14 protein-coding genes are annotated in these 14,787 nt (G+C 71.3%); 9 read left to right on the top strand and 5 right to left on the bottom strand.

The genetic code is table 11. The features are described from left to right. Positions 1–5: 5 nt before the first annotated feature. From arc to prcA, 7 genes are all read left to right on the top strand, one after another. Positions 6–1,787 carry a proteasome ATPase gene (gene arc, locus ACIBMZ_RS14330; RefSeq protein WP_396693694.1) on the top strand — a complete coding sequence of 594 codons (1,782 nt, stop codon included), beginning with the start codon at positions 6–8 and terminating at the stop codon, positions 1,785–1,787. 158 nt (positions 1,788–1,945) lie between these two features. After that, positions 1,946–3,913: a hypothetical protein gene (locus ACIBMZ_RS14325; RefSeq protein WP_396693692.1), complete on the top strand. Its 1,968-nt coding sequence runs from the start codon at positions 1,946–1,948 to the stop codon at positions 3,911–3,913. A 110-nt stretch (positions 3,914–4,023) separates the two neighbouring features. Continuing rightward, positions 4,024–5,541, top strand: a complete 1,518-nt coding sequence (gene dop / locus ACIBMZ_RS14320) for a depupylase/deamidase Dop (RefSeq protein WP_396693690.1) — start codon at positions 4,024–4,026, stop codon at positions 5,539–5,541. 107 nt (positions 5,542–5,648) lie between these two features. Continuing rightward, complete coding sequence (locus ACIBMZ_RS14315) at positions 5,649–5,864, top strand: ubiquitin-like protein Pup (protein WP_396693688.1); 216 nt, start codon at positions 5,649–5,651, stop codon at positions 5,862–5,864. Between the two features lie 69 nt (positions 5,865–5,933). Next, positions 5,934–6,143 (top strand): endonuclease domain-containing protein, encoded by a 210-nt coding sequence (locus ACIBMZ_RS14310; protein WP_350694810.1) that lies wholly within the window; start codon positions 5,934–5,936, stop codon positions 6,141–6,143. Further along, positions 6,062–6,901 carry a proteasome subunit beta gene (prcB, locus tag ACIBMZ_RS14305; RefSeq protein WP_396693686.1) on the top strand — a complete coding sequence of 280 codons (840 nt, stop codon included), beginning with the start codon at positions 6,062–6,064 and terminating at the stop codon, positions 6,899–6,901. The genes ACIBMZ_RS14310 and prcB overlap by 82 nt, the downstream gene beginning before the upstream one ends. A gap of 63 nt (positions 6,902–6,964) precedes the next feature. After that, complete coding sequence (gene prcA, locus ACIBMZ_RS14300) at positions 6,965–7,798, top strand: proteasome subunit alpha (RefSeq protein ID WP_396693684.1); 834 nt, start codon at positions 6,965–6,967, stop codon at positions 7,796–7,798. 102 nt (positions 7,799–7,900) lie between these two features. Here prcA and ACIBMZ_RS14295 read toward each other — a convergent pair whose 3' ends face one another. The 5 genes from ACIBMZ_RS14295 to rfbB are packed head-to-tail and all read right to left on the bottom strand — an operon-like array spanning position 7,901 to position 13,163. Then, positions 7,901–10,228, bottom strand: coding sequence for a glycosyltransferase (locus tag ACIBMZ_RS14295; protein WP_396693682.1), 2,328 nt, complete (start codon positions 10,226–10,228; stop codon positions 7,901–7,903). Then, positions 10,225–10,926, bottom strand: a complete 702-nt coding sequence (locus ACIBMZ_RS14290) for a glycosyltransferase family 2 protein (RefSeq protein WP_396693680.1) — start codon at positions 10,924–10,926, stop codon at positions 10,225–10,227. Before ACIBMZ_RS14290 ends, ACIBMZ_RS14295 begins: the two co-directional genes overlap by 4 nt. Next, a complete protein-coding gene (locus ACIBMZ_RS14285) occupies positions 10,919–11,290 on the bottom strand; it encodes a DUF2304 domain-containing protein (protein ID WP_396693679.1) in 372 nt (123 codons plus the stop codon). The genes ACIBMZ_RS14290 and ACIBMZ_RS14285 overlap by 8 nt, the downstream gene beginning before the upstream one ends. Beyond that, the gene (rfbD, locus tag ACIBMZ_RS14280) at positions 11,287–12,165 is read right to left on the bottom strand and encodes a dTDP-4-dehydrorhamnose reductase (protein WP_396693677.1); all 879 of its coding nucleotides are present in this window, start codon (positions 12,163–12,165) and stop codon (positions 11,287–11,289) included. The genes ACIBMZ_RS14285 and rfbD overlap by 4 nt, the downstream gene beginning before the upstream one ends. Beyond that, positions 12,162–13,163, bottom strand: coding sequence for a dTDP-glucose 4,6-dehydratase (gene rfbB / locus ACIBMZ_RS14275; RefSeq protein ID WP_396693675.1), 1,002 nt, complete (start codon positions 13,161–13,163; stop codon positions 12,162–12,164). Before rfbB ends, rfbD begins: the two co-directional genes overlap by 4 nt. Before the next feature lie 84 nt (positions 13,164–13,247). Here rfbB and rfbA point away from each other — a divergent pair, with 84 nt between their 5' ends. Then, positions 13,248–14,159 (top strand): glucose-1-phosphate thymidylyltransferase RfbA, encoded by a 912-nt coding sequence (rfbA, locus tag ACIBMZ_RS14270; protein ID WP_396693673.1) that lies wholly within the window; start codon positions 13,248–13,250, stop codon positions 14,157–14,159. Further along, on the top strand, positions 14,156–14,773 hold the full coding sequence (locus tag ACIBMZ_RS14265; RefSeq protein ID WP_396693671.1) for a dTDP-4-dehydrorhamnose 3,5-epimerase family protein: 618 nt from the start codon (positions 14,156–14,158) through the stop codon (positions 14,771–14,773). Before rfbA ends, ACIBMZ_RS14265 begins: the two co-directional genes overlap by 4 nt. The last annotated feature ends 14 nt before the right edge of the window (positions 14,774–14,787 follow it).

Genomic DNA, 14,787 nt, shown 5'->3' with positions numbered 1-14,787 from the left:
GGGACGTGGCACGCAGCGACGACGCGGACTCGCGCGCCGCACGGTGGGAGAAGGAGGCCCACGATCTCTCCACGCAGGTCGCGTTCCTGCAAGAGGAACTCGCTCTCGTGCGGCGCAAGTTGACCGAAAGCCCCCGACACGTCCGGCAGCTCGAAGAGCGGCTGGCGGCCACCCAGGCGCAGTTGGCGCGGCTGACCGAGAACAACGAACGGCTCGTGAGCACTCTGAAAGAGGCTCGCGCGCAGATCGTGACGCTCAAAGAGGAGATCGACCGTCTCGCCCAGCCCCCCAGTGGCTACGGCATCTTCCTGGCCCGGCACGAGGACGGCACGGTCGACGTCTTCACCGGCGGGCGCAAACTGCGCGTGGCCGTCTCACCCTCGCTGGACGTGGGTGAGTTGCGGCGCGGCCAGGAGGTCCTGCTCAACGACGCACTCAACATCGTCGACGCGTTCGGTTTCGAGCGGGTCGGCGAGGTGGTGATGCTCAAGGAGGTGCTGGCGGGCCCCGACGGTGTCCCGGGTGACCGGGCGCTGGTGGTCTCGCACTCCGACGAGGAGCGGATCGTGCACCTGGCCGAGACCCTGATCGGCAGCACGATCCGGGCCGGCGACTCGCTCATGATCGAACCCCGCTCGGCGTACGCGTACGAGCGGATCCCCAAGAGCGAGGTCGAGGAACTGGTCCTGGAGGAGGTGCCGGACGTCGACTACGCCGACATCGGCGGCCTGCAGTCCCAGATCGAGCAGATCCGGGACGCGGTGGAACTCCCGTTCCTGCACGCCGACCTGTTCCGGGAGCACCAACTCCGGCCGCCGAAGGGCATCCTGCTCTACGGTCCGCCCGGCTGCGGCAAGACGCTCATCGCGAAGGCGGTCGCCAACTCGTTGGCGAAGAAGATCGCCGAGCGGCGGGGTGAGGAGAAGCACACCAGCTTCTTCCTCAACATCAAGGGTCCCGAGCTGCTCAACAAGTACGTCGGCGAGACCGAGCGGCACATCCGGCTGATCTTCCAGCGGGCGCGGGAGAAGGCCGGCGAGGGCACTCCGGTGATCGTCTTCTTCGACGAGATGGACTCGATCTTCCGGACCCGGGGCTCCGGCGTCTCCTCCGACGTGGAGAACACCATCGTCCCGCAGCTCCTCAGCGAGATCGACGGTGTCGAGGGCCTGGAGAACGTCATCGTCATCGGTGCCTCCAACCGGGAGGACATGATCGACCCGGCGATCCTGCGGCCGGGTCGGCTCGACGTGAAGATCAAGATCGAGCGCCCGGACGCCGAGGCGGCCAAGGACATCTTCTCCAAGTACATCCTCTCCGGTCTGCCGTTGTCCGCGGACGACCTGGCCGAGCACGGTCAGGACGCCCAGGCCACCGTCGCGGCGATGATCGACGCGGTGGTGCTGCGGATGTACTCGGAGACCGAGGAGAACCGCTTCCTCGAGGTGACCTACGCCAACGGCGACAAGGAGGTCCTGTACTTCAAGGACTTCAACTCGGGCGCGATGATCCAGAACATCGTGGACCGCGGCAAGAAGATGGCCATCAAGGAGTTCCTCACCTCCGGTCGCAAGGGACTTCGCCTGCAACACCTGCTCGACGCGTGCGTCGACGAGTTCCGCGAGAACGAGGACCTGCCCAACACCACCAACCCCGACGACTGGGCCCGGATCTCCGGCAAGAAGGGCGAGCGGATCGTCTACATCCGCACGCTCGTCTCCGGCGGCAAGGGCGCCGAAGCCGGTCGCTCCATCGAGACCGCGAGCAACACCGGCCAGTACCTCTGACCGGTCGCGCCACCGGGGCCCGTGACGCGACGCGTCGCGGGCCCCGTCGCGTACCGCCGCACGGCGCGGTGGGGACACTCCGGCCCGCCGAGTACGGGCCGGAGGGCGTCGCTAGACTGTGGATCTTTCCCTTCCATCCCTATTGGTGAAGGATGCGCGTGTCCATCGACCAGAGCGCGCTCGCCCCACCGGTCGCACCGACCGCGAGCTCCACGCCGCCGTACCGGCGCAGATTCGTCCTCGGCCCCGTCGCCCTGGCCCTGGCCTGGCTCCTGCCGCTGGCCGCGGTCGCGGTCGACGTCGCCTGGCTGTTGCCCCCACTGGTGCTGCTCACCACCGCGAGCCTGCTGCGCGGCGGACGTACCCTGCTCGACCGGCTGGTCCTCGCCACCGTCCTGCTGGTCTGCCTCACCACCGTGGCCGGTCTGTTCCTCACCGCCTGGCCCTGGGGGATGGCGCCGGTGCCGGTGACCGGCACCGCCCTGACCGTCCTGGTGCTGGCCGCGCTGGCCAGCGGCCGGCGTCCCACCCTGCCGCGTCCCGCCTGGGCCGACCTGTTCCCGGTCGTCGGCACCGCCGCGATCGTCTGGTACCTCGCCCAGCCCCTGCTGCGCGCCGGTGACCTCGTCGGCCGGCTCACCATCTTCAGCCGGGGCGAGGACTACCTGCGTCACCTCACCCTCGTCGACGTCCTCGGTCGGCACGGCGGGTACGCCTTCACCGACGCGGACGCGGTCCGCGAACACCTGGTCGGGCTGCTGGTCTACTACCCGCAGGGCTGGCACCTGACCGTCGCGCTGCTCAACGGCTTCCTCGTGCCGCCCGGCAGCGCCCCCGCAGCCGCCGGGTTGGCCGAGCCGTTCCTGTGGTGGAACGTCGCCGGATTCGGCCTGCTGGTGCTCACCATGCTCTGGGCGGCCCAGCGGCTGCCCGGTCCGCTGCACCCGCTGAGCCGGGGCGTGCTCACCGTCGTCGTCGGCGCCCTCGTCCTCGGCAGCCAACTGCCCCGGATGCTGTGGTCCGGCTACCCCACCGAGACGCTCGGGCTGACCCTCGCCGTCGTCCTCGCCGTCCTCGTCGCCCGACCGATCACCGCCTCCCGCGAGCACCTGCTGCTGCTCGGCGCCCTGGTGGTCGGCATCGGATACGTCTACTACCTGTTCCTGCCCCCGGCCGTGCTCCTCGTGCTCGGCTCGCTGCTGGTCCGCCGCAGCGAGGTGCTCCGGGTCCGCCACACCGCCCGGGTGGTGGGCCTGGCCACCTTCGTGCTGGCCCCGGTGCCGATCCTGCTCGGCGTGCTCCGGGCGAACCAGACCGAGGCGCTCAGCGCCACGGTCGGCCCGGACCTCACCGAGACCTGGCTGGCGTTCGGGGGACTCGGCGTCTTCGTCGTACCGGCCCTGCTGGTCTTCGCGGTCCGCCTCGGGCGCACCGACCCCACCTGGCGACGCTGGCTGTTCGTGCTCCTGGCCAGCACCCTGTTCACCGCGGGCATCGGGCTGGTCAGCCTCGTCCTCGGCGGCGAGATCGGCTACTACTTCAACAAGGCCGCGCACCTCACGACCGTCCTCCTCATCGTCGGCATGGCCGCCGTCGTCCGGCTGCTGCCGGTACCGGAACGGGGCCGGCCGGCGCGTACCGCCGTCGCCGGGGTCACCGCCGTCGCGGTCGCCGCCACCGTCGTGCTGTTCGGCGGCGTCACCGGCTGGCACCGGAGTCTGCTCGTGGTCGAACCGCGGACCTGGGCGCAGCGCTGGGTGCACATGGAGGTCACCCAGCCGTCCCGGGCGGCCGTGGTGTGCGACGAGGTCGCCCGCCGGTTCCCGGCCGTCGAGGGAGTGACCACCCTCGTGCTCGACCGTGGCACGTACGACTCCTATCTGGAGAACATCTGCGTCTCGACCCTGCAGGGCACCACCGCACAGACCGAGGACGCGACCTACAGCCTGCTCTTCATCGAACCGGGTCGGACCTGGCAGATGTTGCACGCGACGCCCGGCCGGATCCGCCTGGTGGCCACCGACACCGGCGCGGAGTCGCGGGCCAGGAGACTGCTCCGTTCGCTGCCCGAGATACGCGAACGGGTCACCATCGAATCCATGATCATCGAGAGGCCCGGGGACTGACCGGTGCGACCCGCGGCGTCCCGAGCGCACCGGCACGCCCCGACGTGCCCGAGCGGCGACTACGCTCGACGTGACGGGGGACCGGTCGGGCAAGCGAAGCGGGTAGGTCGATGAGCGTAAGACGGATCATGGGCACCGAGGTCGAGTACGGCATCTCCGTGCCCGGTCAGGCCGGGGCCAACCCGATGGTCACCTCGTCCCAGGTGGTGAACGCCTACGGCGCCCGCCCGGAACTCAACCGGGGCGGCCGGGCGCGGTGGGACTACGAGGAGGAGTCACCACTGCGGGACGCACGTGGCTTCACCTACTCCGGGGCGGCGTACGACCCCGCCGAGGCGCTCGCCGACGAGGACCTCGGGCTGGCCAACGTCATCCTCACCAACGGGGCCCGGCTCTACGTCGACCACGCGCACCCGGAGTACTCCACCCCGGAGGTGACCAACCCCCGGGACCTGGTGCGCTGGGACAAGGCGGGGGAGCGGGTGATGGCCGAGGCGGCTCGCCGCGCGGCCACCATCCCGGGCAGCGCGCCGATCCACCTCTACAAGAACAACACCGACAACAAGGGCGCCAGCTACGGCGCGCACGAGAACTACCTCATGCGCCGGCAGACCCCCTTCGCCGACATCGTGGCGTACCTGACCCCGTTCTTCGTGACCCGGCAGATCGTCTGCGGCGCCGGTCGCGTCGGCATCGGGCAGGACGGCGGCCAGAGCGGCTTCCAGATCTCGCAGCGGGCCGACTTCTTCGAGGTCGAGGTGGGGCTGGAGACCACGCTCAAGCGGCCGATCATCAACACCCGGGACGAGCCGCACGCCGACGCCGACAAGTACCGCCGCCTGCACGTCATCATCGGTGACGCGAACCTGTCCGAGATCTCCACCTACCTCAAGGTGGGCACCACCGCGCTGATCCTCGCCATGATCGAGGAGAAGGCGCTCGGCCCTGACCTCGGCATCGCCGACCCGGTCGGTGAGCTGCGCGCGGTCAGCCACGACCCGTCGCTGACGCATCGGATGCGGCTGCGCGACGGTCGTCGGTTGACCGCCCTGGACATCCAGTGGGCCTACCTGGAGCGGGTCCGGGCATTCGTGGAGGACCGGTACGGCAGCGACGTCGACGAGCAGACCACCGACGTGCTGGACCGGTGGGAGAACGTCCTCGACCGGCTCGGCCGCGACGTCATGCTCTGTGCCGACGAGTTGGACTGGGTGGCCAAGCTGCGGCTGTTGGAGGGCTACCGGGAACGGGAGAAGCTCGGCTGGGGCTCGCACAAGCTCCAACTGGTCGACCTGCAGTACTCCGACGTCCGGCCGGAGAAGGGGCTCTACCACCGCCTGGTCTCCCGGGGGGCGATGAAGACGCTGCTGCCCGACGCCGAGACGCAGGCCGCGATGACCGAGCCGCCGGAGGACACCCGGGCCTACTTCCGGGGCCGCTGCCTGGCGCAGTACGCCTCCGAGGTGGTCGCCGCGAGCTGGGACTCGGTGATCTTCGACGTCGGACGGGAGTCCCTGGTCCGGGTGCCGATGATGGAGCCGGAGCGGGGCACCCGGCGGCACGTGGGTGCGCTGTTCGACAGGTGCGCCAGCGCCAAGGACCTGCTGGAGACGCTGACCGGCGGCTGAGTCGCTCTCGTGCGGTGCCCGCGCGCTGGTGCCGTACCGGCGCGCGACGGGCGTTTCGTCGTTCCCGCGAGGTAAGTTCATCGCAGGCGATCGTGGAGGAGGCAACAGTGGCCACTCATGACAGCGGCGGTCAGTCGCAGACGGGCAAGTCCCGTCAGGGTGAGGAGATCGAGGACGTCACCGTCGAGGCGAACCCGGAGGTCGCCGAGCGGCACGCCGAGATCACCGAGGACGTGGACGACCTGCTCGACGAGATCGACTCCGTGTTGGAGGAGAACGCCGAGGAGTTCGTGAGGGGGTACGTCCAGAAGGGCGGAGAATAGGGCTCATGTCCATTTCTCGCCGGGCGTGGTGGGGTCGGCGCGGCCTGTGGTGAACCCGATCCGGAACTTGTGGACCACGATCATCGCACCGGGTGGGTGCGCGGGATAATCTGCTTCAACTGCACCGGTGGTCTTGGCCAGTTCCGTGACAGTCCTACGAGGCTGGCCAGGGCCATCACGTACCTGAGAGGAACCACGTGGCAGCGGGTTTTGATCCATCCGGGCGTCTACCAGATGTGTTCACCAACGCGGGGACGTCCTCCTTCACCACGTTCCTGAGCAAGGTGGCCCCCGAGTTGCTGCCCGGCCGCCGGCCGCTGCCGCCGGGCATGGCCGCCGACCTGGCCCCGCACGCCACCACGATCGTCGCCATCGTCGCCGACGGCGGTGTGGTGATGGCCGGCGACCGGCGGGCCACCATGGGCAACCTGATCGCGCAGCGCGACATCGAGAAGGTCCACCCCGCCGACGCGTACTCGCTGGTGGGGATCGCCGGGACCGCCGGGATCGGCATCGAGCTGATGCGGCTGTTCCAGGTGGAGCTGGAGCACTACGAGAAGATCGAGGGCGCCATGCTCTCGCTCGACGGCAAGGCCAACCGGCTCGCCGCGATGATCCGGGGCAACCTCGGGGCGGCGATGCAGGGGCTGGCCGTGATCCCCTTGTTCGCCGGCTTCGACCTGGCCGCCAAGGACCCGGCGCGGGCCGGGCGCATCTTCAGCTTCGACGTGACCGGCGGCCCCTACGAGGAGACCGGCTACGACGCGATCGGCTCGGGTTCGCTGTTCGCCCGGTCGGCGCTGAAGAAGCGGTTCCGGCCCGGGCTCTCCGTCGACGACGCGACGCGGCTGGCGGTGGAGGCGCTCTACGACGCCGCCGACGACGACACCGCGACCGGCGGCCCCGACCTGACCCGGCGGATCTTCCCGGTGGTGATGACCGCGACGGCGGAGGGGACGTACCGGCTGACCGACGCGGAGACGGCGGCGCTCGGCGAGAGCGTGGTCGCCGGCCGGATGGAGAATCCGGGCGGCTGAGCCCGTCCCCACCCCACCTGAACGCAGTTCCCCCAGCACAGCGCCCGAAGGAGAGCCGCCGCCGTGGCCATGCAGTTCTACGCCTCGCCCGAACAGATCATGCGCGACCGTTCCGAGCTGGCCCGCAAGGGCATCGCCCGGGGGCGCAGCGCGGTGGTCCTGAGCTACGCCGGTGGGGTGCTCTTCGTCGCGGAGAACCTCTCCAGCACCCTGCACAAGGTCGGCGAGATCTACGACCGGATCGGCTTCGCGGCCGTCGGTCGCTACAACGAGTTCGAGAACCTGCGCCGGGCCGGGGTGCGGATGGCCGACCTCAACGGGTTGAGCTACGACCGGCGCGACGTCACCGGCCTGGCGCTGGCCAACACGTTCGCGCAGATCCTCGGCACGATCTTCACCGAGCAGTCCAAGCCGTTCGAGGTGGAGATCTGCGTCGCCGAGGTGGGTGCCACCTCGGAGGACGACTCGCTCTACCGACTCACCTACGACGGGTCGGTGACCGACGAGCCGGGCCGGATGGCGATGGGCGGCCAGGCCGACGCGATCTCCGGGGTGCTCAAGTCGAACCACCGGCCGGACATGTCGCTGGGCGAGGCGGTGAAGGTGGCGGTGCAGGCGCTGGGCAGTGTCGGTGGCGAGGGCGGCGCCGCCCGGACGATCGCCGCCGACCAACTGGAGGTCGCGGTCCTGGACCGCAACCGGGTGGGGCGTACCTTCCGGCGGATCACCGGCGCGGCGCTGACCGGGCTGCTCGACGGCGGCGCGGAAGGCGAGGCGGCGGCGGAGGGGGACCGGGCGGAGACCCCGACCACTCCGACCGAGGAGGCGCACAAGCCGACCACCTCGGCCGGTTCGGCGGACCTGGAGGACAAGCCGGCCGACAAGCCGGACGCCTGACGCCCTGCCGAGCTGGAGTTCCCCGGCGCCCGACAGTTCGCAACCGTCGGGCGCCGCGTCGTTTCCGCAAGTCCCCGATCGCGACCGTCGTCGGGCGGTGAATCAGCGACGCGCGAGCAGCGGTCGCACCAGCGCCCACCAGGCGGCGGCGAGGGCGTTGAAGACACCCATCCCCGGCGGCGCGGCCACGTTGGAGGGGGCCACCCGGGCGGTCATCAGGTCGGCGATCGCGCCGTCGCCGACGGTGCGCTCCGACTGCAACCGACGGCGGCGGGCGCGTACCCAGTCGCGGTGACGCCACAGCCAGCCCCAGCCGCGCGTCTTCTGCCGGGACCAACCGCCGGCGAGCGCGGCGGCCAGCATCGCGACCTCGGTGAGCAGCAGCATCGGCGCCAGCAGCGCCAGGGTACGGCCCTGGTAGGCGGTGAGCAGGGTCAGCAGCCGGTTGCGTTCGACCAGGTAGAGCTTGAGGTCGTTGCGGGAGAACTCGTAGTGGTGCCGCACCACGGCGTCCGGCACGTACTCCACCCGTAGGCCGCGTTGCCACAGCCGCAGGCTGAGCTCGGTGTCCTCGTGGTAGGCGAAGTACTCGGTGGGGAAACCGCCCAGCTCGGTCCAGCGGGACCGGCCGATCACGAAACAGCAGCCGCTCAGCGACGGTACGACGGTCCGTCGGGCGTGCGCGCTCGCGGGTTCGCCGTTGCCGCCCGCCCACGACAGACCGGTGAAGTGCAGCGGGTTGCCGGAGGTGTTGATCAGGTCGGGGTCGTGGGCGAGCCGGATGGAGGCCATCGCCGCGCCGACGCCCGGTTCGGCGGCCACCGCGACCACCTTCGCGAGCGCGTCGGGGGCGACCACGGCATCGGAGTTGACGAAGGCGAGCCAGTCGCCGGTGGCCTCGGCCGCGCCGACGTTGCAGCCGCCGGAGTAGCCGGTGTTCTCGTCCGGCCGGATCACCCGGACCCCGGGCAGGCCCTTGACCACGTCGATGCCGTCGCCGGTGCAGCCGTTGTCCACCACCACCAGGTCGAGGTCGACGCCGGTGCTGGCCAGGACCGCCTCGGCGGCGTCGACCAGCCAGGGCTCGGGGCCGTAGGCGAGCATCACCGCGGTCACGCTGGGGTGGCTCATCGGATGCCTCCGGGGGTGCTCGCGGACACCGGGACCGCGACGGGCGGGGTGGGGGGTGGCGGTGTCCCGGCGCAGCCGGGTGAGCATCACCGCGACGACCACCAGGGATCCCACCGTGTAGCCGAGCTCGACGCGCAGCGCGACGCTGAGCGGGGCGAGGGTGGCGGCGACCAGCGCGGCGACCCCGGCGACCCACGCCACGGCTTGCGCCTGGTGCTGGTCGCGGGCGAGCAGCGCCTGCCCGAGGACCATCGCCCACAGATAGGCCAGGGTGGCCAGGCCGAGCCAGGCGAAGTCGCCGTGACCGAGGACGTCCGGGGCGTCGAAGAGGATCCGGACCAGCCACGGACCGAGCAGCGCGCCCAGCACGCCGCCGACCAGCCCGAGCGCGGTGACCACGGCCAGGGCCCGGCGCAGCAGCGTGCCGAAGGCCGCTTGGTCGCCGGTGGCGGCGGCGGTGGAGAGGCCGGGCAGCAGCGCGGCCTGCATCGAGCCGAACACGAACAACGGGATGCGGACCAGCACCAGCGCGGAGAGCAGCGCACCGGCGGTCGCCACGTCGGCCGGGGCGAGCAGCCGTACGTTGATCACGCCGACGTTGACCACGACCTGCGCAAGCAGGCTGGAGACGGTGAGCAGGGCCAGCCCGCGCAGCAGGGCCGGCCAGGGCAGGGCCGTGCCCCCACCGGCCGCCCGGATCACCGGCGGCACGGTCGACGCGACGCCCACCAGCGGAGCCACGACCAGCACCAGCGCGTACGCCATCGGGGAGTCGACCCCGGCCAGGCCGAGGAGGGCCACCAACCCGATGCGCAGCCCGCCGTCGATCCCGAGTTGGCTGCCGTACCAGCCGAACTGCCGCAGCCCGGAGAGCACGCCCCGGGTGGTGTGTGCCACCGCCAGCGCGGCGAGCGCGCCGCAGAGCGCCCACACCAGCCGGGTGTCACCGGCGAAGAGACGGTCGGCGAGCAGGTCGGCGGCGGCGACGCAGACCAGCACCAGCAGGCCCAGCGTGACGGCGGCGACGGCGGCGCCCCGGACCAGCACCGGACCGGGCGGCAACCCACGGGTACGTCGGGCCGCGACCAGCCGGGCCACCTCCTGCTCGACCGGCAGGAACACGCCGAGGCCCACGGTGAACACGAAGGACCAGAGCACCGACAGCGACGAGTAGTCCCCGGCGGTGAGGTTGTGCCCGGCCACCGCCAGGTGCACGTACGAGGCCAGGCCGACGATGGCCAGACCGGCGCCGACCGGGACGGTGCCGGGCGGGACGAGACGGATCAGGCGATCGATCACCGGCGGATGAGGGCCAGCGTGAGCACGGCCAGCGCCCGGCCGAGGTAGATCATCGCCTTGGCGGGGGAGTGGCTCGGGGTGCCGGCCATCCGCCGCCGCATCGCCACCGGCACCTGCTGGATGCGGTAACCCCGGCGGGCGGTGTGCACCAGCGTCTCGACGGTGTCGCCGAGGTACTCGGCCGGATACCACTGGGCGAACATCTCGATCATCCGCCGGTTGGCGGCGCGGAAACCCGAGGTGGTGTCGGTCAGCGTGGTGCCGGACAGGCCGGAGAGCACCGTCGACAGCATCCCCATCGCCCAGCGTCGGGGCCCCCGCACGCGGTACTCGCCCTCACCGGCGAACCGGGCACCGATCACCAGGTCGTACTCGTCGAGCAGGTCGACCAGCTTCGGCACGTACCGGGGGTCGTGCTGACCGTCGGCGTCGATCTGGACCGCCACGTCGTAGTCGTGGTCGTGGGCGTACCGGTAGCCGAGGCGCATGGCGCCGCCGACACCGAGGTTGTACGGCAGCCGGGCGACCCGGGCACCGGCGGCGGCGGCCACCGCGGCGGTGCGGTCGGTGGAGCCGTCGTCCACCACGAGCACGTCGACGCCGGGCAACTCGCCGCGGACCTCGCGGACCACGTCGGCGATCGACCCGGCCTCGTTCAGCGCCGGGATGATGACCAGGAGGCGCTTGCCGTTAACCATCGCGGGACACCAGCTCTTCCCGTACCGCCCGGTCGGCCTCGAACTCGGCGCGGATCAGCGCGACCTCCTCGGCCAGCGTGCGGGTCTCCTCCTCCAGCGCACTGACCTCCCAGCTCAGGTGGATGCAGACGAGCAGGAGGAAGACGATGCCGAGGAAGAGCACGAGGCTGACGCCGGAGGCCACGCCGAGCAGGTCGGCGACGCCGTCGAGCAGCCGGGGGAACAGCGACAGGGGGATGACCACGAACAGCAGCCCGAGCCAGAGCATGCCGTACTTCTCGCGTAGCTGTCGGCGGCGCAGCAACTCGACGATCGTGGCCAACAGGACCAGACCGGTCAAGCCGGTGACCAGGGTGAGCTTCATGCGACCTTCCACGGGGAGGGTGGAGCGGCGGGGGCGAGCGCGTCGCTCAGTGTGGCGTGCCAGTCCGGTAGGGGTGACAGCCCGGCGGCGGCCCATCGGTCGTGCCCTAGCACACTGTACGCCGGTCGCGCGGCGGGACGCGGGAAGCGGTCGCTGGTGATCGGCCGGATCCGGTCCGGATCGAGCCCGTGCAGGGCGAACGCGGCCCGGGCCAGCCCGTACCAGGTGGTCTCGCCGGCACAGGTGCCGTGATAGACCCCGGGGGCCGCGCGACCGGCCAGGGCCGCCCCGGCCAGCGCCACCACCTGCCGTGCCAACGCGCGGGACCAGGTGGGCTGGCCCCGCTGGTCGTCCACCACGTCGAGGAACTCGCGCTGGTCCGCCAGGCCGAGCATGGTGCTGACGAAGTTGCGCCCGTGGGTGCCGTACAACCAGGCGGTGCGGACCACGTAGCCGGCGTCGGGCAGCAACCGGGTCACGGCCAGTTCCCCGGCGAGCTTGCTCCGGCCGTACGCGTTGATCGGCGCGGTGGGCGTGTCCTCCCGGTACGGGGTGTCCGCGTGGCCGGGGAAGACGTAGTCGGTGGAGATCTGGATCAGGCGGGCGCCGTGCGCGGCGCAGGCCCGGGCGAGGTGCGCCACCGCCTCGCCGTTGACACGGGTGGCCGCCGTCTCGTCCGACTCGGCACCGTCGACGTCGGTCCACGCGGCGGCGTTGACCACCACGTCGTGTCCGGTCACCGCGGCGTGCACGGCGGCGGCGTCGGTGACGTCGAGCTCGGCCCGGGTGGCGGGGGTCACCGTGTGCTCGGCGGCGAGGACCGCCACCAGGTCCCGGCCGAGCATCCCACCGGCACCCGTCACCAGCGCCCTCACGCGGACTGCGCCCGGGTCAGCGGTTCCCACCAGGACCGGTTGTCCCGGTACCAGCCGACGGTGTCGGCGAGGCCGGCCTCCAGCGGGATGCTGGGGGTGTACCCCAGCTCCTTGTTGATCTTCGAGATGTCCAGCGAGTAGCGGCGGTCGTGGCCCTTGCGGTCGGGCACCGCCACCACCCGGTCCCAGTCGGCGCCGCACGCGTCGAGCAGCAGCGCGGTCAGCTCCTTGTTGGTCAGCTCGGTGCCGCCGCCGATGTGGTAGACCTCGCCGGCGCGACCCTTCTGCTGCACCAGCGCGATGCCCCGGCAGTGGTCGTGCACGTGCAGCCAGTCCCGCACGTTGCCGCCGTCGCCGTAGAGCGGCACGGTCCGCCCGTCGAGCAGGTTGGTCACGAACAGTGGGATGACCTTCTCCGGGAACTGGTACGGCCCGTAGTTGTTGGAGCAGCGGGTCACCACCACGTCCAGACCGTGCGTGCGGTGGTACGCCAACGCCAGCAGGTCCGAGCCGGCCTTCGACGCCGAGTACGGCGAGTTGGGCGCCAGCGGCCAGTCCTCGGTCCACGAGCCGTCCGCGATCGAGCCGTACACCTCGTCGGTCGAGACGTGCACGAACCGACCCGTGCCGTGCCGCAGCGCGGCGTCGAGCAGCGTCTGGGTGCCCAGCACGTTGGTGGTGACGAACGGCGCGGCCCCGGCGATCGAGCGGTCGACGTGCGACTCGGCGGCGAAGTGCACGATGACGTCGTGTCCGGGGACGACCTCGTCCACGACCTCGGCGTGGCGGATGTCACCCGACACGAAACGTAGTCGCGGGTCGTCGCGGACCGGGTCGAGGTTCGCCAGATTGCCGGAGTACGTCAGAGCGTCCAGCACGGTGACGACGATGGGCTCCACCGGGGGCACCCCCTGCGCGCTGCCGCCGGGTGCCCCGAGCAGCATTCGGACGTATTCCGAACCGATGAAGCCGGCGCCGCCGGTGACCAGGATCCTCACGGATCCGGAAGTCTACGCGAATCCCCCGCAATGCAGCGGTTGCGCCGCGTGGCCTGCGCCGGTTACTCCCGGTACGCTCCCCGGGTGCGTGGAATCCTGCTCGCCGGCGGCACCGGTAGCCGACTGTGGCCGATCACTCGGGCGGTGTCGAAGCAGCTCATGCCGGTCTTCGACAAACCGATGATCTACTATCCGCTCTCCACCCTGGTGATGGCCGGGGTGCGGGAGATCCTGGTGATCACCACCCCCGAGGAACAGGGCCAGTTCCAGCGCCTGCTCGGCGACGGCAGCCAGTTCGGGCTGCGCCTGGAGTACGTCGCCCAACCGCGCCCGGAGGGCATCGCCCAGGCGTTCGTGCTCGGCGCGGACTTCATCGGTGACGAGGCCGTCGCGTTGATCCTGGGCGACAACATCTTCCACGGCGTCGGACTGGGCGGCCAGCTCGCTGCCGCGGGCGACCCGGTCGGCGGGCGGATCTTCGCCTACCCGGTGGCCAACCCGCAGGCGTACGGCGTCGTGCACTTCGACGACGACGGTCGGGTGTTGTCGATCGAGGAGAAGCCTGCCCGGCCCAAGTCCCGGTACGCCGTGCCCGGGCTGTACTTCTACGACAACCGGGTGGTGCAGATCGCCCGTGGCCTCACCCCGAGCGCCCGGGGCGAGCTGGAGATCACCGCGGTCAACGAGGCGTACCGGTTGGCCGGGGAGCTGTCGGTGACCGTGCTGGACCGGGGCACCGCCTGGCTGGACACCGGCACCTTCACCTCGCTGATGCAGGCCGCCGAGTTCGTCCGGGTCATCGAGGAACGGCAGGGCATGAAGATCGGCTGTGTCGAGGAGGTGGCCTGGCGGGCCGGCCTGATCGACGACGCGCAGTTGCGCACGCTGGCCGAGCCGCTGACCAAGAGCGGGTACGGCGACTACCTGCTCGACCTGCTCGCCCGCGAACGCGGCGACCAGGCCGACCGGACCGTGCCGGTGCAGGTGACCCCGTGAAGATCCGGCCGTTGAGCATCGAGGGCGCCTGGGAGATCGTCCCGCAGAAGCACGGCGACGCGCGCGGGCTGTTCCTGGAGTGGTACCGCTTCGACCGGCTCGCCGAGGCGGTCGGGCACCCGCTGCGGCTGGCGCAGGGCAACCTCTCCGTGTCGGCCCGCGACGTGGTGCGGGGCATCCACTTCGCCGACGTACCGCCCGGCCAGGCCAAGTACGTCACCTGTGTCCGGGGCGCGGTGCTCGACGTGGTGGTGGACCTGCGGGTCGGCTCGCCGACCTTCGGCCGCTGGGAGGGCGTACGCCTGGACGACGTCGACCGGCGCGCGGTCTACCTGGCCGAGGGGCTCGGTCACGGCTTCTGCGCGTTGACCGACGACGCCACGCTCAGCTACGTCTGCTCGACCACCTACAACCCCACCGGCGAGCACGCGGTGCACCCCCTCGACGAGGAGTTGGGCATCGACTGGCCGACCGGATCACCGCAGCTCTCCGACCGCGACGCCGCCGCGCCGAGCCTCGCCGAGGCGCGGCAGCGGGGGCTGCTGCCGGACTACGACACGTGTCGGGCGTACACGGCGGGCCTGGCCGGCGCGGGGCTTCCCGGGGGGTCCTGACCGACCCGGACCGA

It is taken from the genome of Micromonospora sp. NPDC049900 (genome assembly GCF_044461025.1).
Classification (GTDB): domain Bacteria; phylum Actinomycetota; class Actinomycetes; order Mycobacteriales; family Micromonosporaceae; genus Micromonospora.
Note: the sequence above shows the minus strand (reverse complement) of the source record. Positions and strands in the feature narration are given on the sequence as shown.